This is a genomic window from Actinoallomurus sp. CA-142502 (genome assembly GCF_050936355.1).
In the GTDB taxonomy this organism is placed as follows: Bacteria; Actinomycetota; Actinomycetes; order Streptosporangiales; family Streptosporangiaceae; genus Actinoallomurus; species Actinoallomurus iriomotensis.
In genome coordinates this window covers 1783864-1806773 of sequence record NZ_JBNJMY010000001.1, presented here as the reverse complement: position 1 = coordinate 1806773, position 22910 = coordinate 1783864, and the positions used below count along the sequence as shown (strand labels likewise).

At 71.2% G+C, this 22910-nt stretch carries 22 protein-coding genes; 15 read left to right on the top strand and 7 right to left on the bottom strand.

The genetic code is table 11. The features are described 5' to 3' along the window. From ACQEV1_RS08890 to ACQEV1_RS08875, 4 genes are read left to right on the top strand one after another with little or no spacing between them, the layout of a single operon-like run. On the top strand, positions 1-1305 hold the full coding sequence (locus ACQEV1_RS08890) for a sensor histidine kinase (protein ID WP_433392941.1): 1305 nt from the start codon (positions 1-3) through the stop codon (positions 1303-1305). After that, positions 1302-1955: a response regulator transcription factor gene (locus tag ACQEV1_RS08885; protein ID WP_285621207.1), complete on the top strand. Its 654-nt coding sequence runs from the start codon at positions 1302-1304 to the stop codon at positions 1953-1955. Before ACQEV1_RS08890 ends, ACQEV1_RS08885 begins: the two co-directional genes overlap by 4 nt. Further along, complete coding sequence (locus ACQEV1_RS08880; RefSeq protein ID WP_433392938.1) at positions 1952-2818, top strand: helix-turn-helix domain-containing protein; 867 nt, start codon at positions 1952-1954, stop codon at positions 2816-2818. Before ACQEV1_RS08885 ends, ACQEV1_RS08880 begins: the two co-directional genes overlap by 4 nt. A gap of 10 nt (positions 2819-2828) precedes the next feature. Next, complete coding sequence (locus tag ACQEV1_RS08875; RefSeq protein WP_433392936.1) at positions 2829-4145, top strand: FAD-binding oxidoreductase; 1317 nt, start codon at positions 2829-2831, stop codon at positions 4143-4145. Between the two features lie 12 nt (positions 4146-4157). Here ACQEV1_RS08875 and ACQEV1_RS08870 read toward each other — a convergent pair whose 3' ends face one another. From ACQEV1_RS08870 to ACQEV1_RS08855, 4 genes are all read right to left on the bottom strand, one after another. Beyond that, on the bottom strand, positions 4158-4685 hold the full coding sequence (locus ACQEV1_RS08870; RefSeq protein ID WP_433392934.1) for a hypothetical protein: 528 nt from the start codon (positions 4683-4685) through the stop codon (positions 4158-4160). A gap of 114 nt (positions 4686-4799) precedes the next feature. Beyond that, positions 4800-5891: a hypothetical protein gene (locus ACQEV1_RS08865; protein WP_433392932.1), complete on the bottom strand. Its 1092-nt coding sequence runs from the start codon at positions 5889-5891 to the stop codon at positions 4800-4802. Next, on the bottom strand, positions 5888-6403 hold the full coding sequence (locus ACQEV1_RS08860) for a SigE family RNA polymerase sigma factor (protein WP_433392930.1): 516 nt from the start codon (positions 6401-6403) through the stop codon (positions 5888-5890). Before ACQEV1_RS08860 ends, ACQEV1_RS08865 begins: the two co-directional genes overlap by 4 nt. Before the next feature lie 35 nt (positions 6404-6438). Further along, positions 6439-7638, bottom strand: a complete 1200-nt coding sequence (locus tag ACQEV1_RS08855; protein WP_433392928.1) for an MFS transporter — start codon at positions 7636-7638, stop codon at positions 6439-6441. A gap of 83 nt (positions 7639-7721) precedes the next feature. Between ACQEV1_RS08855 and ACQEV1_RS08850 the strand changes: the two genes are divergently transcribed. The 4 genes from ACQEV1_RS08850 to ACQEV1_RS08835 are packed head-to-tail and all read left to right on the top strand — an operon-like array spanning position 7722 to position 11317. Then, on the top strand, positions 7722-8195 hold the full coding sequence (locus ACQEV1_RS08850) for a winged helix-turn-helix transcriptional regulator (RefSeq protein ID WP_433392926.1): 474 nt from the start codon (positions 7722-7724) through the stop codon (positions 8193-8195). A 51-nt stretch (positions 8196-8246) separates the two neighbouring features. Then, entirely contained in the window at positions 8247-8771 is a 525-nt protein-coding gene (locus ACQEV1_RS08845; protein WP_433392924.1) for a PadR family transcriptional regulator, read from the top strand. Positions 8772-8777: 6 nt separating this feature from the next. After that, positions 8778-9518, top strand: a complete 741-nt coding sequence (locus ACQEV1_RS08840; protein ID WP_433392922.1) for an ABC transporter ATP-binding protein — start codon at positions 8778-8780, stop codon at positions 9516-9518. Positions 9519-9523: 5 nt separating this feature from the next. Continuing rightward, positions 9524-11317, top strand: coding sequence for an FtsX-like permease family protein (locus ACQEV1_RS08835; RefSeq protein WP_433392920.1), 1794 nt, complete (start codon positions 9524-9526; stop codon positions 11315-11317). Between the two features lie 13 nt (positions 11318-11330). Here the strand turns inward: ACQEV1_RS08835 and ACQEV1_RS08830 are convergent, their stop codons facing one another. Next, the gene (locus ACQEV1_RS08830) at positions 11331-11879 is read right to left on the bottom strand and encodes a TetR/AcrR family transcriptional regulator (protein WP_433392918.1); all 549 of its coding nucleotides are present in this window, start codon (positions 11877-11879) and stop codon (positions 11331-11333) included. A gap of 148 nt (positions 11880-12027) precedes the next feature. On the opposite strand from ACQEV1_RS08830, the gene ACQEV1_RS08825 reads away from it, so the two are divergent. Both ACQEV1_RS08825 and ACQEV1_RS08820 read left to right on the top strand, forming a co-directional pair. Continuing rightward, positions 12028-12765 (top strand): SDR family oxidoreductase, encoded by a 738-nt coding sequence (locus ACQEV1_RS08825; RefSeq protein ID WP_285621236.1) that lies wholly within the window; start codon positions 12028-12030, stop codon positions 12763-12765. Positions 12766-12950: 185 nt separating this feature from the next. Beyond that, positions 12951-14501, top strand: a complete 1551-nt coding sequence (locus ACQEV1_RS08820) for an alpha/beta hydrolase (protein WP_433392915.1) — start codon at positions 12951-12953, stop codon at positions 14499-14501. A gap of 72 nt (positions 14502-14573) precedes the next feature. On the opposite strand, the gene ACQEV1_RS08815 is transcribed toward ACQEV1_RS08820, so the two are convergent. Beyond that, positions 14574-15803 carry a GDSL-type esterase/lipase family protein gene (locus ACQEV1_RS08815; protein WP_433392913.1) on the bottom strand — a complete coding sequence of 410 codons (1230 nt, stop codon included), beginning with the start codon at positions 15801-15803 and terminating at the stop codon, positions 14574-14576. A 264-nt stretch (positions 15804-16067) separates the two neighbouring features. On the opposite strand from ACQEV1_RS08815, the gene ACQEV1_RS08810 reads away from it, so the two are divergent. Together ACQEV1_RS08810 and ACQEV1_RS08805 are read left to right on the top strand one after the other, a co-directional pair. Further along, a complete protein-coding gene (locus tag ACQEV1_RS08810) occupies positions 16068-17282 on the top strand; it encodes a cytochrome P450 (RefSeq protein WP_433392911.1) in 1215 nt (404 codons plus the stop codon). A gap of 157 nt (positions 17283-17439) precedes the next feature. Beyond that, the gene (locus ACQEV1_RS08805; protein WP_433392909.1) at positions 17440-17736 is read left to right on the top strand and encodes a hypothetical protein; all 297 of its coding nucleotides are present in this window, start codon (positions 17440-17442) and stop codon (positions 17734-17736) included. Positions 17737-17747: 11 nt separating this feature from the next. On the opposite strand, the gene ACQEV1_RS08800 is transcribed toward ACQEV1_RS08805, so the two are convergent. Further along, positions 17748-20702 carry an ATP-binding protein gene (locus ACQEV1_RS08800; protein WP_433392907.1) on the bottom strand — a complete coding sequence of 985 codons (2955 nt, stop codon included), beginning with the start codon at positions 20700-20702 and terminating at the stop codon, positions 17748-17750. A 110-nt stretch (positions 20703-20812) separates the two neighbouring features. Between ACQEV1_RS08800 and ACQEV1_RS08795 the strand changes: the two genes are divergently transcribed. Genes ACQEV1_RS08795 through ACQEV1_RS08785 form a run of 3 tightly spaced genes read left to right on the top strand, consistent with a single transcriptional unit; the run spans position 20813 to position 22794 of the window. Continuing rightward, positions 20813-21415, top strand: coding sequence for a dihydrofolate reductase family protein (locus ACQEV1_RS08795; protein ID WP_285621251.1), 603 nt, complete (start codon positions 20813-20815; stop codon positions 21413-21415). 42 nt (positions 21416-21457) lie between these two features. Further along, a complete protein-coding gene (locus ACQEV1_RS08790; protein WP_433392905.1) occupies positions 21458-21877 on the top strand; it encodes a dihydrofolate reductase family protein in 420 nt (139 codons plus the stop codon). Next, on the top strand, positions 21874-22794 hold the full coding sequence (locus ACQEV1_RS08785) for an NAD-dependent epimerase/dehydratase family protein (RefSeq protein ID WP_433392903.1): 921 nt from the start codon (positions 21874-21876) through the stop codon (positions 22792-22794). The genes ACQEV1_RS08790 and ACQEV1_RS08785 overlap by 4 nt, the downstream gene beginning before the upstream one ends. Positions 22795-22910 lie beyond the last annotated feature (116 nt).

The following is a 22910-nucleotide window of genomic DNA, read 5'->3' as shown; positions in this document are numbered from 1 at the left end:
ATGAGCGATCCGACGCCGCGTACCCGGCAGGATCACTGGACCCGGCGGCTGCTTTCACCGATGACCCTCATGCCCTACGTGCTGCTGGCCGCCGTGACCTGTGTCAGGATCCCGAGCGAACGGTCCGGCGGTGAGCCCTTCGCCATCAACCTCGCGCTGTGCGCGCTGACGGCGGCGTGGATGCTGTGGATGTTCACACTGCATCCGGCCTGGCGGGAGCGCCCGCGGGTGATGGGGCTGTTCCTGGCCGTGCTGATCGGGCTGATGGCGATCCTGGTGATCAGGGATCCCTGGTTCGGGCTGTTCACGCCCGCCGGCTACGTCTACTCCTACCGGCTCCTGCCCTGGCCGTCGGAGCTGGCCGCCATCAGCGGGGTGGCGATCGTGGCGGGCACCGCGCAGGCGTCCCCGGTAGCCAAGACGGACGTCTACGGCGTACTCGCCTACCTGGTCGTCGTCGCCGTGAACGTCGGTCCCTTCTGCGCCGTGGCCTGGCTCGGCCGGAAGGCCGAGGAGTACGACGAACTGCGTGAGCGGGCCCTCGCGGAGGCGAGGGAGGCGAACCGCAGGCTCGAGGCGAGCATGGCCGAGAACGCCGGGCTGCAGCAGCAGTTGCTGGCCCAGGCGAGGGAGGCCGGGGTCTCCGACGAGCGGCAGCGGATGGCCCGCGAGATCCACGACACGCTGGCCCAGGGGCTCACCGGGATCGTCACCCAGTTGCAGGCGGCCGAGCAGACGGCCGACGACCAGGCACTGTGGCGGCGGCACCTGCGGGCGGCGACCCGGCTGGCGAGGGAGAGCCTGTCCGAGGCGCGGCGGTCGGTGCACGCGCTGCGGCCCGAAGCGCTGGAGGCGGCACGGCTGGGTGAGGCACTGGCCGGTGTCGGCGAGCGCTGGTCGGCGCTGCACGGCATCCCGATCCAGGTCACCACGACCGGCACGGCGCGGCCGATGCCGCCGGAGACCGACGTCGCCCTGCTGCGTACCGCGCAGGAGGCGCTGGCGAACGTCGCCAAGCACGCCGGGGCGACCAAGGTCGGGCTCACACTTTCCTACCTGGAGAACGAGGTCGCGTTGGACGTACGTGACGACGGCAGAGGCTTCGCGCCGGACCGGTACGGCGACGGCCCGGCGGACACGGGAGACGACGGCCCACGGCGTCCGGACGCGGGCGGGTTCGGCCTGGTCGCGATGCGGCAGCGGATCGAGAGCCTGGCCGGGACACTCCAGGTCGAGTCGGAACCCGGCGCCGGCACCGCCGTCTCGGCCTGCATCCCGGCCGCGCCCGCGGGGGCCGGCGCATGACCGGCGCACCGATCAGGCTGCTGATCGCGGATGACCATCCCGTGGTCAGGGACGGGTTGAGCGGCATGTTCACCCGCGACCCGGGATTCGAGGTGCTCGGCGAGGCCGGCGACGGGGCCGAGGCGATCCGGCTCGCCCAGGCCCTCGACCCCGACGTGATCCTGATGGACCTGCGGATGCCCGGGATGGACGGCCTGACCGCCATCACCGAGCTGGCCCGGCGGGGCGTCACCGCGCGCGTGCTCGTACTGACCACCTACGACACCGACAGCTACGTCCTGCCGGCGATCGAGGCGGGCGCCACCGGCTACCTGCTCAAGGACGCTCCCCGCGACGAACTGCTCCGAGCGGTACGCGCGGCGGCCGACGGCCAGGCGGTGCTCTCGCCGTCGGTGGCGACCCGGCTGATGAGCCGGGTCCGCGAGCCCGAGACCAAGCCGCTCAGCCGGCGAGAACTGGAGATCCTGGAACTGGTCGCGGCCGGCACCACCAACCGCGACGCGGCGGCCAAGCTGCTGATCAGCGAGGCCACCGTCAAGACCCACCTGCTGAACATCTACGCCAAGCTCGGCGTCAACGACCGCGCCGCGGCGGTCGCCGAGGCGTTCAACCGGGGGCTGCTCATCCCCGGCACGCCGGAGGAGCCGTGACGCCGGCCCCGCAGAGGTACGTTGAACGGCCGCCGTTGCCGGAACTGGCGGGCGTGGTACGGACGGTCTGGATCCAGCACACCGGTGAGGCGGCGTACGTGCAACGGCACCTGCCCACCGGCGGGGTCGAGATCCACTTCCCGATCGGTGGCCGTCTCCAGCTGGTCGGGCCGCTGACCGGTCCGCAGATCGAGGTCATCCCGGCGCGCACCACCATCGTGGGGGTGCGGTTCCGCCCGGGGACCGCACCGCCCCTTCCGACGACGCTCGACGACCTGGTGGACCAGCGCCTGGGCCTGGCGGAGTCGCGGGGTAGCTCGGCGGACCGCCTCGGCGAGGCGATGGCCCAGGCCGCGACGCCCGAGCGGGCGCTCATGATCCTGCAGGCCCACCTCGTACGGGAGTTCCGGAGCGGGGTACGCGTGGATCCGCTGGTGGGCGAGGCCGTGCGGGCGCTGATGCCCTGGCACCCCGTCGGCATCGACACCCTGGCCGCCCGCCTCGGACTCTCCGCGAGCCAGCTGCGCCGCCGCTGCCTGCGGGCGGTCGGGGTGAGTCCCAAGGTCCTCCAACGGACGTTGCGGTTCCAGGGCTTCCTCGCGCTGGCTCAGGCCGGTGCCGCCTCCTCGGGCCGGCGCGGCGCGGACGGCATCGCCGGGCTGGCGGCCGACGTGGGGTACGCCGACCAGGCACATCTCACCCGCGAATGCCTCCGGCTGACCGGCCTCACCCCGAGCCGGCTCCTCGGCGGCGACATCGACCGGTGTGCCTGCGGCCATGAGCACTCCGCCTCGTATCGGCCCTTTCTCGCCACCCGTGGTCCGCGCGATTCGTTCAAGACGGAGTCGGCGGGCCGCGCCTAGCTTCGGACTCGTGCACGATCTGGCCGGGTTCGGCGATTCACTCGACGGGGAAGTCTTCGGCCCCGGCTCAGCGGGCTACGAGACGATCCGCCGCCCGGTGAACCCGGCTTTCCGGGACGTACGCCCCCGGCTCGTGGTGCTGTGCCGCTCGGTCTCGGACGTCGTCGGCGCCGTGACGTACGCGGCCGGCGCTGGGGACCGCATCGCCCCTCGTGGTGGCGGGCACTGCTTCGCGGGCCGATCGTCGACGGACGGGATCGTGCTCGACATGTCCGGCCTCGACGGCGTCTCCGTGGCGGATGACGGGGTCGCCACGGTCGGAGCCGGCGCCCGTCTGGGCCAGGTGTACGCGGCGCTGCACGCCCACGGCCGGACCCTGCCGGCCGGGTGCGGTCCCACCGTCGGCATCGCCGGCCTCACCCTCGGCGGCGGAATCGGTCTGCTCGGGCGTGAGCACGGGCTGACCTGTGATCGCCTCGTGGGCGCCTGGGTCGTGCTCTCGAACGGCCGCGTCGTGGACTGCGACCACGACCGCGAACCGGACTTGTTCTGGGGCCTGCGCGGGGCGGGCGGCGGCCAGTTAGGGGTGGTCACGTCACTGCGCTTCGACACCGTCCCCGAGCCGATCACCACCCGTGTCGAGGCGCACTGGCCGGACTTCGCCGTCGAGGAATTGGCATCGGCCTGGCAGGCCTGGGCCCCGGACGCCCCGGACGGGCTCACCGTCGATCTCACCCTGACGTCCGATCCCGGCACGCCCGTCCAGGCCACCCTCTTCGGCGCCTCCACCCTCGGTGCGGGAGCGACCCGGGACCTGCTGCGGGAGTTCGCCGACCGGGTGGGCGTGGGCCCCACGATCGCGTTGCGCACCGGCCTGCCCTTTCACCGTCTGAAGGACACCTTCGCCGGGCCGCCGGACGAACGAGCCGTACGAATACGATCGGAGTTCTTCTCGCGCGCGATGTCCGGTCGTACCCTCGCGTCGCTCCTGTCCGGGCTCGACGGCCCGGGGCGCAGGGGCCGACGGCGGCTCACGTTCACCGCGATGGGCGGGGCGTACAACCGAGTCGCCGAGGACGCCACCGCGTTCGCCCATCGCAGCGAGCGCTTCCTGCTCGAACACGTCGCCGACGCGGCCGACCCGTGGGTCGATCGTTCCTGGGCGATCGCCCACGCCGACGGGTCGGGGCGCGTCTACCCCAACTTCCCCGACCCCGGGCTCGACGACTGGGCGGCGGCATACCACGCGGGCAACCACCCCCGGCTGCGAGCGGTCAAGAAGGCCTACGACCCGCACCGGTTCTTCGACTTCCCCCAGGCCATCTGACCGGGAGCGCGTTCAGCCACCGGTCTCCGGGAGGTCGTACCGCCAGCGTTCGCCGGCGTACCCCTCGCAGGCGGCCACCAGCCGGTCAGCGGCTCCTTTGAGCTCCTCCAGCTCGAAGAGCACGATCGCGTCGAGCTGCTCGGACCATCGCGGGTACCCCCACCGCCGGGTGGGCACGGTGTGTCCCGACGCGGGCGTCGCGGTGAGGACGGGCACCGGGCGGTGCACCGGCCCGGGCTTGAGCTCGACGCCCATGGAGTCGACCTGATCCCACCTCAACGTGGTGCTCCGGCCGGCCGCCGTGACCATCACCCCCGTCTCGTCGACCGCGATCCAGAAGGGAGAGACCGCGATCCGGCCGTAGAGCACGGCGCCGTAGGCGAAGAAGAGCACCAGCACGACGAGGCCGTACTCAAGGCCCCCCGCTCCGTACTGCGCCCTGAGCCAAGGGATCCCACCGGCCGAAAGCAGTGCCAGAAGCAGGAACGCGGCAGTACGACGAATGTGCGGGCGTTTGTCGCCTTCGAAGCGGCTGATCATGAACTATCTCGCCTTAACGGGTACGCGGAAAAGGCTCCGCAGGCGCCTCTCCCGCGAAGATCGTCCCCACGGTGGGCTCCGTTACCGTGAGAGGCCCGGACTCTCAGGGCACCGTCAGGCGAAAGGTGTCGTGGTCCACCTGGACGGGGCGGTGCCGAGCACGGTGATCCGCTGGTAGAGGCCGGTGACCCCTCCGGTGGTCTGGAGCCGCTGCAGCGTCTGGCCGGAGGCCTGGACCGTGACGTCGAACCCGTTGACGTCGAGGACGATCAGGGTGTGTCTGGCCACTCCGCCCGATGTGGTCCGCCGATCGACGGCGCGGTGGCCGCCGACGGTGATCCTGCGGCCGGGATCTGTGGCGAGTTGCCGCTTCATGAGCCCGGCCGGATTCACCGAAATCTCCAATCCATTGTTCGGTGAGTACGCCCCGGCACCGAAGCTCACTCCGGCGGATTCGCCGGTCCCGCGGCCCAAACCCGGGCCGGCCGTGGACCGATAGATCGTAAGCCCATCCGGTAGCCCTCTGATGCGAAAAGGAAAGGCGACCGGTTGAGCGGCGCCGAACATGATCGACTTGGCGATTCGGTGAATGGTGCCGACGTCGTCGGCGGCCCCCAGCACGGAGATCTCGGCCCAGCGGTGAGGTCCGTACTGCCAGCGCAGCCTGCCACCGTCTTTGTCACCCGGCTGGGCGATCCAGTGGGCCGGCCTTCCGTTCACGGGCGTGGCGGGCAGGGGCCGCGCCGGCCTGCCGCCGGAAAGATGGCCGAGGATCGGCTCGGGCCCGGCGCCGAAGTCGGTCAGGTCGATGATCCCTCCGCGGCCGCCGTCGAGGCCGGCCATCGCCTCGAAAGTGTGTTGACCGTTCTGGTGATCCTCCATGACAGTCGCGGTCACATAACCCTTCGGCAGCCACCCGAAGATGGCACGCCGCACGAGCGGGTTGGGATAGGTCCCGGTAGCCGGCCGCGACGGCGGGGAGGCGGGCCGTCCGGATCGGGCGCCGATTCTTGGCAGGCCGGTGGCCGCCAGCGTCACGACCAGGCCTACCGCCACGGCCGATCCCGCCACGGCACAGGCGCGCCGCGCGCGCAGCTTCCGGCGGCCACGAGCAGCGAGTGGAGGGATGGCGATCTGCGGGCGTTGGCGGGGAGTGTCCGCGATCCGCGCCAACCTGCGCTTGAGCTCGGTGATCTCATCGGTCATCGGGCCGTTCCCTCCTCGATGCTCACGGTCGGCACGAGTGCTCGGCGCAGCGCCGCCAGTCCCCGCGAGGTCTGGCTTTTGACGGTTCCCGTGGAGCAGTCCAGAACCTCGGCCGTCTGTTCGACCGACAGGTCGCAGTAGAAGCGCAACACCACTGCCGCGCGCTGCCGCGGGGCCAGCTCCCGCAGCGCCGTACGCAGGTCCAGATCGCCGTCGCGGTCGGCGATGTCCGGGCCCGGCTCGGGCGGTTCCCGGACCGTCGTGACCCGTTTCCACCAGCCGGTCCGCTGTTCGGCGAGAAAGACCCGTAAGAGCACGGTCCGCGCGTAGCCATCGACGTTCTCCACCGAGCCGACGCGGTGCCATCGCACGTACAGCCTGGTCAGGGCCACCTGCACAAGATCATCGGCACGATCCCAGTCCTGGCAGAGCAGATAGGCGACACGCTGCAACCACGGAAGCCGCGCGGCGACATACGCCGTGTACTGCTCGTCCCGTGCTGGTCCCGCCATGGGCGCCGCCTTTTCGTCAGATGCCGCACACCTGTCTAATGCGGCCGAACCTCCATGAGGTTGCATCGGTTTCGACGGGCGACGCGACCCACCGTACGGGCGCCGACCGCCCAGGTGACGAGCGCGCAGAGCGCGAGCGTCGCACCCAGGACGGTGGGGCCGAGCCAGCCGGCGGCGCCGAACAGGGCCGTGGTCGCGGCCGCCCCCAGGGCGGAACCCAGGGAGTAGAAGACCATATAGGCGCCGATGGTCGTGCTGGTGCGCTCGGGGTAGGCGGCGGTGAGCGTGTGCTGGTTGCTCACGTGCACGGCCTGAACGGCGAAGTCGAGCAGGATCACGCCGAGGATCAGCAGCGGTAGCGACCACGAGAGCTGTCCGATCGCGGTCCAGGAGGCGAGCAGGAGCGCGAGTGCGATGCCGGTGACCCGGCGCGCGTGCCCGGCATCGCCCCAGCGTCCGGACCGGGCGGCGCCGAGCGCTCCGGCGAGGCCGGCGAGGCCGAAGAGCCCGATCCGCGCTTCGCTGAGGTGCCACGGCGCACCGGCCAGCGGCAGGGCCATGCCGCTCCACAGCGTGCCGAACGAGGCGAACAGGAAGAACGCGATCAGCCCGCGGCTGAGGAACACCGGCTGGCCGAACAGCCCGCCGAAGGACCGAAGGACCTGCCCGTACGGTGCCGTGTCCCGGCGGACGTCGGCGGGCAGCAGGGTGAGGGTGAGCAGCGCGAGGACGGCCGCGAGGACCGCCAGGGCCAGGTAGATGCTCCGCCACCCCCACAGGTCCGCGAGGATTCCGGCGATGACGCGCGCGCCGAGGATGCCGATCACCACGCCCGAGGTCACGATGCCGAGGTTGCGCCCGCGCTCGGCGGGCGGGGAGATCGACGCCGTGTACGCGACGGTGGTCTGCACCACCACCGCGAACACGCCCGCCGCGGCCAGTCCGGCGAACGCCGCCCAGGCGACCGGGGCGGCCGCGGTGATCGCCGTTCCCGCGGCCACCAGGGCGAGGTGCGCGGCGATCAGGCGCCTGCGGTCGAGCATGTCGCCCAACGGCACCAGCAGCACCAGCCCGGCCAGGTAGCCGAGCTGGCCGGTGGCCACGAACCAGCCGAGCGAGTCGACCGGAACCCCTAGGTCGCGCCCCATCGGGCCCAGCACCGGCTGCCCGGCGTAGACGCTCGCCACGGCGACCCCGCACACGACCGCCAGCAGCAGCCTCGTCCTCCAGTTCACGGACACACCCCATTTGGTTTCGTTTTGCAACTGATTGGAGGCTAGGCGAGAATGGTTTCATTACGCAACTCATTGGAGGGGTGATGGCACGCGACGCCGAGGGGCAGAGCCCCGCGTGGACGGACCCGACCTGCCCGGTCGCCCGCACGGCCGATCTGGTCGGCGACCGGTGGAGCCTGCTCATCATTCGCGACGCGATGGACGGCGCCCGATCGTTCACCGACTTCCAGCAGCGCACCGGGATCGCCCGCAACATCCTCACCGAACGGCTCCGCAAGCTCGTCGCTCACGGCCTGCTCACCCAGGTCGACGCGCCGTCGGGCAGACGCAGGCCGTACGCGCTCACCGAGGCGGGCAAAGATCTCTTCCCCGTGATCGTCGCCCTGCGACAGTGGGGCGAACGCCACGCCTTCGAGGCCGGCGAGGCGCACTCGGTCCTGGTCGACGACAACGGCACCCGCGTACCCGACCTCCTGCCCATGGCAACGAGCGGATCGCCCCTGACGAGCGACACGACCTCGGTACGACGGCCTGAGTCCGGCGCGACGCTCACTTGACGGCCGAATTAGCTACCCGCTATCTATTAGCTAGCCGTTAGGGGGTGGCACGTGCAGGACGCACTGCTGGCGATGCTCGCCAAGGAACCGTCGTACGGCTACCACCTGCGCACACGCCTACGGCGAGCGCTCGGACCACTGGGCGAGTCGATGAACGCGGGCCAGGTCTACGTCGCCCTGACCCGACTGGAAAAGGCCGGCCTGATCGTCAGCGAACGCGCAGAGGGACTCCCCGAACGCCCCGATCGCAAGATGTACGCCCTCACCCCGGCCGGCCAGCAGCGGGTCGCCGCCTGGCTGGCCGAGGTGAGCTGGCCCAAACCCGACCTGGCCGACTTCCACCTCAAACTCACCACCGCCGCCGCGGCCCGGCTCGCCGACCCCGTGGAACTGGTGGCCGCCCAACGCCGCGAACTCATGCGCCGCCTACGCGACGCGCAACACGCCGCGCTGGCCGAACCCGACGACTCGACCGCCGGTCTGCTCCTGGAAGGCGTCGTGTTGCGACTACAAGCCGACCTGCGCTGGCTCGCCGCCTGCGAACGCGCCTGGTCCGGCGACGAGAACCGAATCTGAGGACGCATGGACGAATCCGGTGACATGCTGCGGGTCCGCGACCTGTACAAGGAACACGGCCACCACGAAAGCCTGGTCCGCGCGGTCGACGGAATCGACCTGGACGTGCCGACGGGGCAGATGCTCGCGGTGATGGGCCCCAGCGGCTGTGGGAAATCCACCCTGCTCCACCTGCTCGGCGGCCTGGAACGGCCCACCGACGGAGAGGTATGGCTGGCCGGCCGGCGCATCGACACCATCAGCGAACGCGGCCTGGCCCGCCTACGACGCCGGGCGGTCGGATTCGTCTTCCAGGCCTTCCACCTGGTGGAGGAGCTGTCCGCGGCGGAGAACGTGGAGCTGCCCGTCCTTCTGGCCGGCGGCTCACCACGCGCGGCCAGACGCCGCGCCGCCCTCCTGCTCGAACGGTTCGGCCTCGCCGACCGCGCCCGGCACCTGCCCTGGCAACTGTCCGGCGGCCAACGCCAGCGAGTCGCCATCGCCCGCGCCGTGGCCAACCGACCACACGTACTCCTGGCCGACGAACCCACCGGAAACCTCGACACCACCGCGACACTCGACGTCCTGCGAGTCTTCGAAGACCTACGCGCCGCAGGACAGACTCTGGTGATCGTCACCCACGACGAACGGGTCGCGGCCACCGCGGACCGGCTGATCTCCATGCGAGACGGCATGTTCGTCGACGACACCCGGCTGGCGGGCAGCACCACCGGACGACTCGACGGCCTCATCAGGCTGGAGGACTGACCGCCGTGGGCCGCGTCCTGCTCATCTTCCGCCTCGTCCTGGCCGACGTACGCCGGCATCCCACCCAGGCGGTCATCCTTCTCATCTCGATCACCGCCGCCACCGCCATGCTCGGCCTGGGCGGATCACTACACGGCGCGACGCAAGCGCTGTACCAGAAGACCCGCGCGGCCACGGCCGGGCCGGACGTGGTCGCGTTCGCACCCGGCACCGGCCGGACCGCGATCAAAACCTTGACGTCCTTGGAGCACGTGCCCGGGGTGCTCACGCACAGCGGACCGTACCGCGAGTACTACACGAAGCTCACGGCGCACGGCTCCACGGGAGCCGCGGTGGCGCAGGTCGCCGACATGACACCGGGCCCGGTCGACCGTCCCCTGGTCACCTCGGGCCATTGGGTACGCCCCGGCGGCGTCGTGGTCGAACGCGGCTTCGCCACCGCGCTGGGCGTCCACGTCGGCGACCACGTCACCGTCGCCGGCCACTCGCTCCCGGTCGTGGGCATCGCCGTGACCGCGGCCCACGCGGTCTACCCGTGGGCGCCGGGGATCGGCCCGGGCGGCGGGCCGAGCGACGGCGGCGGCCTGATCTGGCTGAACGAACGGGACACCCGGGCACTGGAGTCGGCCGCCGATACCTCGGTGACCTCCTTCATCGACCTGAAGCTGCGGGATCCCGGCACGGCCCTGGCGTGGCATCGCAATCCCGCCGTCACCTCCGCGATCGGGGACCGCTGGGTGAACCTCAGAGCCTGGCAGCTCATCGCCGAGCAGGACTCCCTCATGCTCAAGGGCAGCCAGCCGATCCTGGTCATCGGCAGCTGGCTGCTCGCGTTCCTGGCCATCGCCGGGGTGGCCACGCTGGCCGCGGGACGCGCCGCCAGGCAGACCCGCCGGGTCGGACTACTCAAGGCCGTCGGCGCGACCCCCGGCCTCATCGCCGCCGTCCTGCTCACCGAATACCTGACCCTGGCACTCCTCGCCGACGCGCTGGGGCTGATCACGGCACGGCTGATCCAGCCCGCCATCATCAATCCCAGCGCCGGCCTGATCACCACCGCCACCGGACCGACCGGTACCACCATCGCCGTGACGACCGTCGTCGCCCTGGACGTGGCCGCCCTGACGAGCCTCGGCCCGGTCGTACGGGCCCTGCGCACCGACACCGTCGCCGCGCTCGCGGACACCGCCCACCGGCCCCAGCACCGGGCGCACCTGACCAGGCTGTCCGCGCTGCTGCCGACGCCACTCCTCCTCGGGCTACGCCTGATCGCCCGCCGGCCCGGCCGCGCCGTCCTGCACGCCTGCGACACCGCGGCCACACTGACCACGATCACCGGCCTGCTGATGATCTACGCCCAACCCGCGAAGGGTTACCCGGGCTCTTCCATGGCGAACCATCTGCGAGACGCCCAGGAACACCACGTGATACTGGCCGTCACCGCCGCGCTGGTCGCCCTCGCCGCCATCAACACCGTCACCATCACCTGGACCACGGCACAGGACGCCCGGCCCACCATGGCCATCGCCCGTACGCTCGGCGCCACCCCCGGCCAGATCACCGCCGGCCTGTCCGCCGCGCAGCTCCTGCCGACCCTGCCCGGCGCCCTCGCCGGCATCCCCCTGGGCATCATCCTGTGCCTGCCCTTCAGCACCGCGAACACGACCTGGCCTCCCGCATGGTCGCTGCTCGGCGCGGCACTCGCCGCCCTGCCCGCGACAGCCGCACTCACCGCCGTACCCGCCCGCGTCGCGGCCCGCCGATCCGTGGCCCACACCCTCAACGCCGAGGCGACGTAAGCGACCGCCGCCCTCACATGCGGGCCGTCAGGCCGTCCAGGGTCAGGTCGAGCAGGCGTTCGGCCCGTTCCCGCTGGTCGGGTCCTGCCGAGGTGAGGGCGATGCCTTCGAGGGCGGCGCCCATGTCGGTGGCGCTGATGTCGGTACGGATCGTGCCGGCGTCCGCGCAGGCGTCCATCAGGGTGGTGACGGCGGCCTGGATCATTTCCCGGCTGTGGCCGTAGGGGTTGCTTCCCGCGGCGGCGATGGCGCGCAGAGCGTCGGCCATGCCGGATTTGGCGGTGACGTAGTCCAGGAAGAGGCGCGTCCAGGCACGCAGGGCCTCGTAGGGCGGCTTCACCGCGAGCAGCTCGGGGACGGCGTCACACAGCTGGGCCACCTCGTTGCGGTAGACCGCCTCGATCAGGACCTCACGGGTGGGGAAGTTGCGGTACAGGGTCGCGCTGCCCACGCCCGCCTCTTTGGCGATGCGCTCCAGGTGCGCGTCCAGCCCCTCTTCGGCGAACACGCGCACCGCGGCCGCGAGGATCTTGTCCCTGTTACGCCGTGCGTCAGCGCGCAACGGGCGTTGTGCACAGTCGGCCATCAGCCGTCGCCACTCCCCTCAACTTGCTAAGTGGAGGCGCGCCCACTTAGCCTCAGCGTAAGTGGTGGCGCCCCCACTTTCACTGTAGGTCATGGACCGACCCCCTTCTGGAAGGACGTTGATCATGTCAGGTGTCGAGGGCAAGGTCGTGGCGATCACAGGCGCCAGCAGCGGCATCGGAGCGGCGACCGCGACCCACCTCGCCGGAGAAGGAGCCCGGCTCGTGCTGGGGGCCCGGCGGGAGGACCGGCTGGACGCGGTGGTGGACCAGATCACGGCCCGGGGCGGCACGGCCGTCGGGGCCGTCATCGACGTGACGCGCCGCGAGGACCTCAAGCGCCTGACGGACACGGCGGTCGACCGGTTCGGCCGGCTCGACGTCCTGGTCTCCAACGCCGGCACGATGGCGGTGTCGCCGTTCGACGAACTGCGCCAGGACGACTGGGACGCCATGGTCGCGACCCATGTCACCGGCCTGCTGAACGGGATCGGGGCGGCACTTCCCGTCTTCCGGCGGCAGCGCTCCGGCCAGTTCGTCAACGTCGCCTCCACCGCGGCGTACGTCGTGAAATCCCCCCAGGCCGTCTACGCGGCCACCAAGACGGCGGTGAAGGTGCTGACCGAGGGCCTGCGACAGGAGTCGGGACCTGACCTGCGCGTCACCCTCGTCTCACCGGGGTTCACCAACACCGAGGGCGTGGGCAAGGGAGCGAGTCCCGAAGCAGCCGCGGCGGCCGCCCGGCAGCGCGACGAGATCGCCATCCCGCCCTCCGCCATCGCATCCGCGATCGGTTACGCGATCGGGCAGCCCGCCGGCATCGACGTCAGCGAGATCGTCGTCCGGCCCACCGTGCAAGCCTGACGCCCAGCGCGGACGACCGCGAAGACAACGGCGGCCGGTGGAGAACGGTCAGGAGCGCCCTGCCAGACGCTCCGACGCCCTTGGAACAGCGGGGCGAGGCGGTGACCGATCCTGTGACGTCGCTGTGACCGGCTCCTTGGCAGTCTGCCCGGCATTCGGGTTCTCCGAGAGGAAAGGATCTTCGAATGAGACGTGCGGCAGCCGGGGGCGTGGGTGGTCTGGCCTGCGCGGTGCTGACGCTGGGCAGTACGACACGGGGCATGGCCGTACCGGCCACCGCGGTGGCGAGTCCGCCGGTTTCGGCGGTCGGCTGGAGGCCCTGCCCCGCCTATTCCGATGAGGTGATCACGAGCCTGGGCGCCACCGGCGAGCAGATACCGCGGTTCCGCGCGCAGCTGAAGCGCCTGGAGTGCGGGACGATCAGCGTCCCGCTGGACTACCGCCGCCCGGCGGGCCGGAAGATCAGTATCGCGGTCACCCGGCTGGGCGCCGTGGACACCGGACACCGGCTCGGCGCGCTGGCGATGGCCCCGGGCGGGCCCGGCGGCAGCGGATATCTCGACCCCATCAGCATGACGCTCAGGAACAAGGAGATCGCCCGGCTCAACGACCGGTACGACCTCATCGGCTTCGATCCCCGTGGGGTGAACTACAGCACCAAGACCAGCTGCGAGGGTGCGCCGCCTCCCCATAGGGGACCCGGACCGCTGACCAAGGCGTCGGCCAAGCGGATCTACGAGGCCATGGCGGCGGACAACGCCGCCTGCGGGCGGTCCGATCCGGCCTTCCTCGGGCAGCTCACCACCGCGAACGTGGCCCGGGACCTGGATCGGGTGCGGGCCGCGCTCGGTGAGCGCAGGCTCAACATCCTCGGCTTCTCTTGGGGCACCTGGCTCGGCGCGGTGTATCGCAGCCTCTTCCCCGGCCGTACGGGGCGCGTCTTCCTGGACAGCCCGGCGCCGCCGTACACCAGCTTCGCCGAGCATGACGAGGGAGTCGCCGAGGCCACGGAACGGAACTTCGCGCGTATGGCGGCGTGGCTCGCGCGCTACGACACGACGTACGGGCTGGGCGCCACCGCGCAGCAGGTGCGGGCCGCGGTCCTGAAGCTGCGCCACGACTATGACGCCGCCCCCAAGACGTTCACGGACCTGAACGCGACCATCGACGGCGCCTCGATCGCCCAGCTGGCCGGCAAGACCTCACCCGAATGGCCACGGGCCGGCCGGGCGCTCGCCGAGCTGCGGGGCGCGACCGGCTCCCAGGCGCCGCCCACCGTCAAAGAGATCTTCGGCGCCGAACCGGCCCCGCCCGTCCCCGGCGCACCCGAGATGATGAACATGACGATGAACCGGGCGACCATCTGCAATGAGGATCAGAGCCGGCTCGGCTTCTCCGCCGCCTGGGCCGCCTACCAGGAGCGCCTCGAGCGTGAGCCGGTGACGGCCTTCTACTTCGGCGCCGGATGCGCCGGCTGGCCGCTGCCCGCACGACAGACCCGGGTACACCGCACCGGAGGTTCGCTGGTGTTGTCCGGGCACCGTTACGACACCATGTCCGCCTACAAGTGGACCCTGCAGACGCAGGCCGCCATCGGCGGCAAGGTCTACACCGTCGACGACGACGTCCACGTATCGGCCACACGCGTGCCCGAATGCGCCGTGGACGTGGTGGCCTACTTCACCACCGGACGAATCGACAACGGCTGCGACGGAGAGCCGGCGCCGACCCCCTAGGAGGCACGCCAAGTGTGACCACTCTCCGGCGGCCGCGGTGGGCGCGGGTGCCCACCGCGGCCGCCGGACCGCTCAGCAGGTCAGCCGGCGCAGGTCGATCGAGTCGGCGACGGCCCGGTAGCCGGCGTCGCTGAGGTGAATGTGGTCGCCGGAGTCGTACGGCGCGGCCAACCGGGTGGCGTCGCCGCGATCGCGGACGACGGCGTCGAAGTCGAAGACCGCGTCGAAGTCGCCGGTGGTTCGCAGGTATCGGTTGACCTCGTTGCGGGTCGCCTCCCGATCGGCGTCGTCGAGGTTCGCCGGAGTGATGGTGGCGGCGAAGACGCACTTGCCCATGGCGTGCGCCTGTTCCACGATCTGCCGGTCGGCGGCGATCAGATCGTCGGCGGAGACGCCGCCGCTGACGTCGTTGATCCCCTCGAAGAGGAAGACCGAGCCGATTCCCGGTTTCGTGAGCACGTCGCGCACGAGCCGGGTCTGGCCGGGCAGGCCGGTGCTGCCGCCACCCGAGGTGACCCGGTTGCCGGAGATGCCCTCGTTCGCGATGCCGAACTGTTTCACCTCCGGGAGCCGCTCGACCCGAGCGGCCAGTTCGTCGGTCCAGCGATGGTTGGCGTTGATGGTCGATCCGACGCCGTCGGTGATCGAGTCGCCGAGTGCGGCCATGGTGCCCACACGTGTCGGCGCGTCGAGCGTGATCGCGTCGAGGAAGAACCAGTTGGCGTCCTGGGTGCCGAAGTGGTCGGCGGACTCATCGGCCGCCCAGTCACCGGTGCCGGACTTGAAGGTGTACTGCATTGTCCGGTTATGGGCGGTGATCACGCTCGCGGTTCCCTTCAGCGCCAGCGAGACCGAGAGATCGGCGCCCGGCGCGACCGTCCCGGGCAGCCGATCGCTGAGCACCACGCCACCGGCGGGGATGGTCACCGACGTCTTCCCACCGAAGGTGATCCGGCGATTGCTGCCCGGCACGATCGCGGCCGAGTCCGACGCCGTCGGCGTACCGATGTAGGCGGAGGAGAAGGTGATGGCCGAGGTCCCGAAGTTGTTCGACAACCGGATACGGAGGTTGCCACCGCCGATCGTGGTGTGCACGACGTTGCGCACGGTAACGTCGGTGAGGCTGCCGCCGGCCTTGTCGTCGCTCGCGGCCCAGGTCGTGACGGTGGAGAGCGGTCGAGCTTGGGCGGCGTCGGCCGTGGAGCCGGCGAGTGTGCCGGCACCGGCGGCGAACAGGGTCGCCGCCAGCGCGGCCGCGCACCCGGCGGCGATGCGCGATCGGACAGACCAGGTCAGTGGCATGGATGTCCTCTCGAATGAGGGAAAGGACCCGGTGTCGGGTCGCCGAACATGTCGATAGTGACCTGGGATTCGACTTCTGATCATGTCCACTTTCGGTCTGGCCGTTATGCCGCGAAGCCTTGCGGATCTCTGCGGACCACCGCGTAGCACGGCGGGCATAACGGCGAAAGCCCCCGGCCGGCCTCAACAAAGTGCACTTCTCAGCCGATCGGCCGCTTGTTACCTTTGACCGACCAGGGCTTCGGCGGCAGTGAGGACCCTCCGATGACCGAACATGGTGAGGCCGGCGTCCAGCAGCCTCTTTCGATCGAGAGGCTCCCGGTGAGCGAGGACCGGGACACCGCCTACGCCATGATCCGCGAGCGCGGACCGGTCACCCGCGTCACCACCGGGGTGGCGGCCATCTCACGCGAGACGGTCGAGTACGTCCTGCGGCATCCGGAGCTCTTCTCCTCCAAGCGGGCGTACGAGAGTGCGGGCAGCCCGGTGCCGATGCTGCCGATCGCGTTCGACCCGCCCGAGCACACCCGCTATCGGCGCCTGCTCCAGCCCCACTTCAGCCCGCGCCGGATCAGGGCGATGGAGCCCGAGATCAGAGCGCTCGCCGTCCGGCTGGTCGGCGAGGTCGCCGACGCGGGCCGCTGCGACTTCGTCTCGAGCATCGCCGTACCGCTGCCGGCGCAGGTGTTCCTGACGATGTTCGGACTCCCGCTCGCCGACCGTGATCGTCTGATCGCCTGGAAGGACGCCATCCTCAGCTCGGCCCCCGAGTTCGGGGCCGAGGCCCCCTCCGAGGCCGCCGCCAAGGCCGGCGGTGAGCTCTTCGGCTACCTGGTCGAGCACATCGCGGCGCGCCGCGCGGAGAGCGGCGGGAACGACCTGCTGGCAGTCCTCCTCGCCGACACCGGTGACGACCGTCTCACCGAGCACGAGCTCCTCGGCATGTGCTTCCAATTCGTCCTCGCGGGGCTCGACACGGTGACCGACGCCCTGTCGAACGCCTTCGCGATCCTGGCCACCCGGCCGGACCTGCGGCGGCAACTCGTCGACGACCCGGAGGTCATCCCTGACGCGATCGAGGAACTCTTACGCATCGACGGCCCGATCCTGACCCTTCCCCGCGTGGCCGTTGAGGACGTGCGCTTGGGCGGCCACCGGGTCGCCGCGGGTTCCGCCGTCCACGTCGCCGTCGCGGTCGCCGACCGAGACCCCTCGGAACACGCCGAGCCCGACACGATCGACTTCCACCGCCGCCAGCCCCATCTGGCCTTCGGCATCGGGCCGCACTTCTGCCTCGGTGCTCATCTCGCCCGGCTGGAGATGAAGGCGGTCCTGGAGGAATGGCACCGCCGCATCCCCAGCTACCGGCTCGCCGAGGGGGTTCGCCCAGCGGCCCTCTGGCCGGCCGGACTGGTCGGCGTCGCCGGCCTTCCCCTCGTCTACCCGGCTGACCGAGATGGGCGGGCGGACAGTCGGTGAATGCCCCCGTTGGTCGGTTGTGTACGGGACGGCCGGCCGAGTACGCGCATCTCTCGCTCTCGACATCGGCGACTTGTCGGCTCATCCAAATAATGCTGGTTGCATGGCGTGCCTCCATGCGCCCCAAAAGGGCGCGGCACCAAAGGAGGAAACGATCATGCGTAAGAGAAATCTCACTCTGGCTCTCGCCGACGCCACCCTGTTCGGATCGGTGGCCCTGACGCCCGGCGTGACGCCCCACGCCAACGCCGCACAGAGCGCCGGCACAGCGACCGTAACGGCATCCCACAATGCGAAGAAGCCCGTACCGCCCGCGACCGAGGAGGATTACCACCGCGGCTACAGGAGCGGACGGTCGGACGCGAGGAGCGGCTGCTACAACCGCGATGTCAGTGGCGAACCCGCCGACTATCAGACCGGCTGGGGGGACGGATTCGCCGACGGAGGATGCTGACACGCGTTATATCAAAACTGCGGAATGAGGCTGGTCCGCATGTGTTGGCCAGCCTCCCGCGCCCTGTGTCCCAGTTCTGTCAGTTCACATAAGTCCGTAACGCCGTCGTCCAGGAGGCCGTTATCGCGGGCCTTGGCGGCGGCCTGCGTACGGGACACGGCACCGAGCTTGGCGAGGACCCTGGTCACGTGGGTGGCGACGGTGTTGACGGAGATGAACAGCTCCGTGGCGATCTGCTGGTTCGACCGTCCATGTGCCAGGAGGCGCAGCACGTCGAGTTCGCGGCGGGTCAGGCCGAAGGGGTTGCCGCAGGCGCCGTCGGCGGTGTCGGTGAGCCGCCCGCGGGCGGCGAGGTCGTCGATGCGCGCCAGCAGCGGAGCGGCGCCCAGCTCGGTGGCGATGACGCGTGCCTCGCGCAACCGGGATTGGGCTCCGGGACGGTTGTTGGACGCGAGCGCCGCGGCCACGCCCTCCACCAGAACCACGGCGGTCTCGTAGCGGTTGCCGAGGTCACGCCAGGCCGCGGCCGCCTCGTCCCAGGCGGGCAGTTCACCGCCCGCTGTGAGCGCCCGGAAGGTGAGGCGGAACGCGTCGATCACCGGTGTGGTGGTGCGCACCGAGCCGAGCATGCGTGTGAGTTTCGCGAGCCGGTCCGCGGTTTCGCTCGCGACCTTCCGGTTTCGCGGCGCGGCCGCTCGCCGGGCCCGCTGTACCCGTGCCCCCAACACCGCCAGCCGCGCCGTCTCGTGCGGAGGCCAGGCGTCCGGTGCCGTCGCCAGGTGCTCGCCCACGATCAGATCCGCCGTGTCGAAGGCGTCCTGGTCGACCGCCTGCGTGATGCGCAGCAGCGCCAGCCAGGACTTCGTCTCTGCCGTCCCGGCGGTGTGCATGGCGAACTGCGTGATCTGACGCAGCAGCGTCGCGCCTCGTTCGCTCTGGCCACGCCGCTGTGCGATGTCCGCGGCGGCCAAGCGCAGATACGCGGCGTACAGCGGGGGTGGCACCAGAGTGAGGGCGTCGTCGATGACCCGCAGGGCCTCGTCCCAGCGTCCCAGCAAGCCCAGGGGAATGGCGCGGGCCGCGGCGAGCATGCTGCCGCGGGACCGGGCCTGGCCGAGCCGTTCGGCGGCCCGCTGCCCGGTGCGGGCGAGTTCGACCGCCTCCTCGTACCAGCCGGCGTCGGACAGAAAGCTCGACTCCCATTGGAAGGTGGTCAGGAATATGTACGCGTCGCCCGCCGCGTCGGCGGCACCACGGGCCTCGGCGAAGGCACTGCCCGCCTGCTCCGGGTCGCCGAGCGTGCCGTGGAGTGCGCCCAGCACCAGCAGCGCGGGCGCGCGCAGGGCGTCGTCACCGAGCCGCTCGGCGATGTCCAGGGCCTCCGTGGCGTGCCGCCGGAGGGCGTCGAGATCGAGCGCCATGAACTCGGCGAACGCCAGGGCGGACAGCAGGCGGCCGCGCAGTGCGTCCGACGACCCGGGCGGCACCAGGGCGACCGCCCGTTCCAGGTCGTCGTGTCCCCCGCCGTCGATACGGCTCTGCAACCGGCCACGCAGTCCGAGCAGCCGGGCCGCTCGCTCCGGCTCGGCCGCCGGGTCCAGCTCGTCCAGGGCGGCCGTGCCGTACGTCACGCCGGCGGCCGATCGGCCCGCGGCGAACGCCGCCGTGGCCGCTCGTTCGAGCACGACCGTACGGTCGGCGCCGATGAGCTTGACCGGCTCCGGCACCTTCGCCCACTGGTTCAGGACCAGCTCCAGCAGATGGAACTGCTCGTCGTAGGCGTTCTGCCGCCCGGCACGGTCGGCCGCGTGCCACGCGGCGGGCAGCGCCCGCTCGAACTCGCCCGCGGCCGTCCAGTGGTCGGCCAGGGCCATGCCGCCCTCGCTACGCTCGGCGAGCGCGGCGGCGTACCGGCCGTGCATGCGCCGCCGCCGGGTCGGCGGCAGCGCGTCGTAGACCGTCTCGCGGATGAGGTCGTGCCGGATCGCGTACCCGTTCTCCCGCGCCACGACCAGTTCCCGTCCGATCAGGTCGTCGAGGGCGTCCCGGAGCCGGTGATCGGGCTCGCCGGCGACCGTGTGGACGAGGTCGTCGGTCAGCTCGGCGCCCGCGACCGCCATGGCTTCCAACGCCTCGCGGGCCGGGGCCGGCAGGTCGGTGATCCGGGCGAGCAGGAGCGTTCGCAGGTCGCCCGACGGCACCTCGTCCGCGGTGCTCAGCGCCTCGACGAACAGTGGGTTCCCGCCGCTGCGCCGGTGGATCCGGACGCTGCGCGCCGGGTCCGGCGGCTGCCCGTCGACGGCCGCGAGAAGCGCGGCGACGTGCCGGTGCTCCAGCGGGCCGAGGGCGATGCGCCTCACCGCGCCGCTGCGGCCCAGCTCCGCCAGCATCCGCCGGGCCGGCTGCCCGGTGGTCCGCTCGCCGGTGCGGACGGTGCCGACCAGCAACACGGCGACGCCGGTCAGATTGCGGGCCAGGTAGGCGAACAACTCACGGCTCGACGCGTCCGCCCAATGCAGGTCCTCGACCACCACGGCCACGGGCCGTACCTCCGCCACCCGGCCCAGCAGCGTCAGCGTCTCCTCCAGCAACCGGGTCGGCCCGTACCGCGCCGGCGCCGGACCCAGATCCGGCAGCCAGTCGCCGAGCGCGGCACCGCCCGGCGGCAGCAGCGCCGCCACCCGGTCGCGCCCGAACCGGCGCACCAGATCGCGCAGGACCGCGACGAACGGCACATACGGGGCGCCCTCCGAGCCGAGTTCGAGGCACCCGCCGGACACCACCAGCGGATCGCCGGGCAACTCCCGCACCGCCGCGGCGACCAGCCGTGACTTGCCGATGCCCGCCTCACCGGAGACCAGGACCGTCCCCGGGTGGCCCGCCCGGGCCCGCTCGTAGGCCTCGCGCAGCACGGCGATCTCGTCGTTCCGCCCGACCAGCACCGGGCTGACGACCGAACCCGTCATGCCGCTCCCCCCAAAGCCCGGACCGAATGTCACCAACTCTGACGACGACAGCCTGCCACCGGTGCCACCAGGCTGAACGGGTGATTCCGACAACCGAAAGGAACCGTCCGATGACCGGAGACAACGCCCGCCGTACCGTCACCGCCAACATCACGCTGTCCCTGGACGGCCGTGTCAGCGGCCCCGGCGGCGAATACGACATGAGCTGGATCGCGCCGCACGCCATCACTCCCAAGTCCCGCGACCACATGGTGTCGGTCACCGGCGCGGCGACCACCGCCCTGCTCGGCCGCAAGAACTACGAGGGCTTCGCCGGGTTCTGGCCCGCCGTCGCCGACGACGAGGGCGCCGACCCGCGAGACCGGGAGTTCTCCCGCTGGCTCAACGCGGTCGAGAAGGTCGTCTTCTCCACCACCCTAAAGGGGGCCGCCTGGGACAACGCGCGCATCGCCGACAGCGACCCGGTCACGACGGTCAAGCAGCTGCGCGAGCAGGAGGGCGGCGACATCATCATCCTGGCCAGCGCCAGTGTGATCCGTAGCCTCCTCCAAGCGGGAGAAGTGGACCGGCTGAGCATCACGCTGTGTCCCGAACTCGTCGGCGGCGGTGCCCGGCTGTTCACCGACGGCCCGTCCGCGTCGTGGGCGCTGACCTCCAGCGAAGTCACCGAAAGCGGCGCGATCTGCCTCCTGTACGACCGGGTCGGAGACTGAACCCTCGACTCCCCAAGCTTTGTGATCAACAGCGAGGAAAGCATGAGCAAGGTTTTCAGCGCCCACGCCGTCTCGGTCGACGGCTACATCAGTGGTCGCACCCCCGACGCCGATGAGGAGTACGGCGGCGATGGCCCGCATCCGACGGCGCCGTTGTTCGTCCTCAGCCACCGGCCCGCGCCCGAGATCAGCGAGAGGCAGACGCTCGTCACCGACATCGAGACCGCGATCGCGGCGGCAGAGGCCGCCGGGGACAAGGACGTCGCCCTCATGGGCGGCGGCGTGGTGACCGCCGCGCTGGAGGCGGACCTCCTCGACGAGGTGATCCTCCACCAGGTACCGGTCCTGCTGGGCGCCGGTCGCAGCTTCTTCCACGAGCTCCCGGAGCACGTGCGACTCCGTCTGCTGGAGGCCGTCCCGGCGCCCGGCATGACCCACCTGCGCTACGAGGTGGTCCGATGATCCTCGTCACCGGAGGGCTGGGCATGATCGGTGCCCACACCGCCCGCGCACTCGTCGACCTCGGACACGAGGTCGTCGTCACCGCGCACCGCCGGACCGAGGTCCCGTCGTTCCTGGCCGGCCGGGTCAGCGTGGAACCCCTCGACGTCACCGACCGGGACGCCTTCCTCGCCCTCGGCGAGCGCCACGCCATCAGCGACATCGTCCACCTCGCCGGCACCATCCCCGGTCAGGACCCGGTCCGCTACTTCCGTACGGACACGACCGGCCTGCTCAACGCGCTGGAGGCCGCCCGCACCTGGGGCGTGCGCAGATTCGCCGTCGCCAGCAGCATCGGCGTCTACATCGGCCGGACCGAGACCCGCTGGCACGAGGAACTCGCGCTGCCCGCCGCGGAGCTGCCGCACCTGATCGTCGCCTTCAAGAAGGCCGTCGAGCCACTCACCACGCACAGTCTCCAGGGCAGCGGCGTCCAGCCGGTCGTACTCCGGATCGGGAGCATCTGGGGACCGCTGATGGACCCGGAGTCACCGTTCAACCCCATCCCGCCGTACATCAGTGCCGCGCTCCGCGGTGAGGAGCCACAGCCGCTGTACGCCGACGACGGCGGCGACAGCTGCTACGCACCCGACGCCGGACGCGCGATCGCCCTGCTGACGACCGCGGAAACCCTCCGGCACGACACCTACAACGTCTCCCGCGGCCGGCCGTTCACCAACCGCGAGCTCGCGGACGCCGTACGGACGATCACTCCCGACCTGCGACTCGAGCTCCTGCCCGGACGGCAGGGCGGCCCCGGCGACAACCCCTACCTCGACACCACGCGGCTGACCCATGACACCGGCTTCGCACCGACCTTCGACATCGCCACGGCGGTCGCCGACTACGTCGCCTGGCGCGCCGACAACCCCCGCTGAAGGAGCTTGACCGCCAGAAGCTCAGCGAGACGCTCGGCTGGGCCATCCCAGCCGAGCGTTCCCTCCCTCACCTGGTCTCGAGGGGGGCGAGCTGCCAGCCGTCGGCCGCGTCGGTT

Excerpts from the sequence above, each read along its gene's own strand:
- ACQEV1_RS08785 (WP_433392903.1), top strand. The coding sequence starts at position 21,874 with ATGATCCTCGTCACCGGAGGGCTGGGCATGATCGGTGCCCACACCGCC.
- ACQEV1_RS08790 (WP_433392905.1), top strand. The coding sequence starts at position 21,458 with ATGAGCAAGGTTTTCAGCGCCCACGCCGTCTCGGTCGACGGCTACATC.
- ACQEV1_RS08820 (WP_433392915.1), top strand. The coding sequence starts at position 12,951 with ATGAGACGTGCGGCAGCCGGGGGCGTGGGTGGTCTGGCCTGCGCGGTG.
- ACQEV1_RS08815 (WP_433392913.1), bottom strand. The coding sequence starts at position 15,803 with ATGCCACTGACCTGGTCTGTCCGATCGCGCATCGCCGCCGGGTGCGCG.
- ACQEV1_RS08795 (WP_285621251.1), top strand. The coding sequence starts at position 20,813 with ATGACCGGAGACAACGCCCGCCGTACCGTCACCGCCAACATCACGCTG.
- ACQEV1_RS08860 (WP_433392930.1), bottom strand. The coding sequence starts at position 6,403 with ATGGCGGGACCAGCACGGGACGAGCAGTACACGGCGTATGTCGCCGCG.
- ACQEV1_RS08805 (WP_433392909.1), top strand. The coding sequence starts at position 17,440 with ATGCGTAAGAGAAATCTCACTCTGGCTCTCGCCGACGCCACCCTGTTC.
- ACQEV1_RS08885 (WP_285621207.1), top strand. The coding sequence starts at position 1,302 with ATGACCGGCGCACCGATCAGGCTGCTGATCGCGGATGACCATCCCGTG.
- ACQEV1_RS08840 (WP_433392922.1), top strand. The coding sequence starts at position 8,778 with ATGGACGAATCCGGTGACATGCTGCGGGTCCGCGACCTGTACAAGGAA.
- ACQEV1_RS08810 (WP_433392911.1), top strand. The coding sequence starts at position 16,068 with ATGACCGAACATGGTGAGGCCGGCGTCCAGCAGCCTCTTTCGATCGAG.
- ACQEV1_RS08865 (WP_433392932.1), bottom strand. The coding sequence starts at position 5,891 with ATGACCGATGAGATCACCGAGCTCAAGCGCAGGTTGGCGCGGATCGCG.
- ACQEV1_RS08825 (WP_285621236.1), top strand. The coding sequence starts at position 12,028 with ATGTCAGGTGTCGAGGGCAAGGTCGTGGCGATCACAGGCGCCAGCAGC.
- ACQEV1_RS08800 (WP_433392907.1), bottom strand. The coding sequence starts at position 20,702 with ATGACGGGTTCGGTCGTCAGCCCGGTGCTGGTCGGGCGGAACGACGAG.
- ACQEV1_RS08890 (WP_433392941.1), top strand. The coding sequence starts at position 1 with ATGAGCGATCCGACGCCGCGTACCCGGCAGGATCACTGGACCCGGCGG.
- ACQEV1_RS08870 (WP_433392934.1), bottom strand. The coding sequence starts at position 4,685 with ATGATCAGCCGCTTCGAAGGCGACAAACGCCCGCACATTCGTCGTACT.
- ACQEV1_RS08850 (WP_433392926.1), top strand. The coding sequence starts at position 7,722 with ATGGCACGCGACGCCGAGGGGCAGAGCCCCGCGTGGACGGACCCGACC.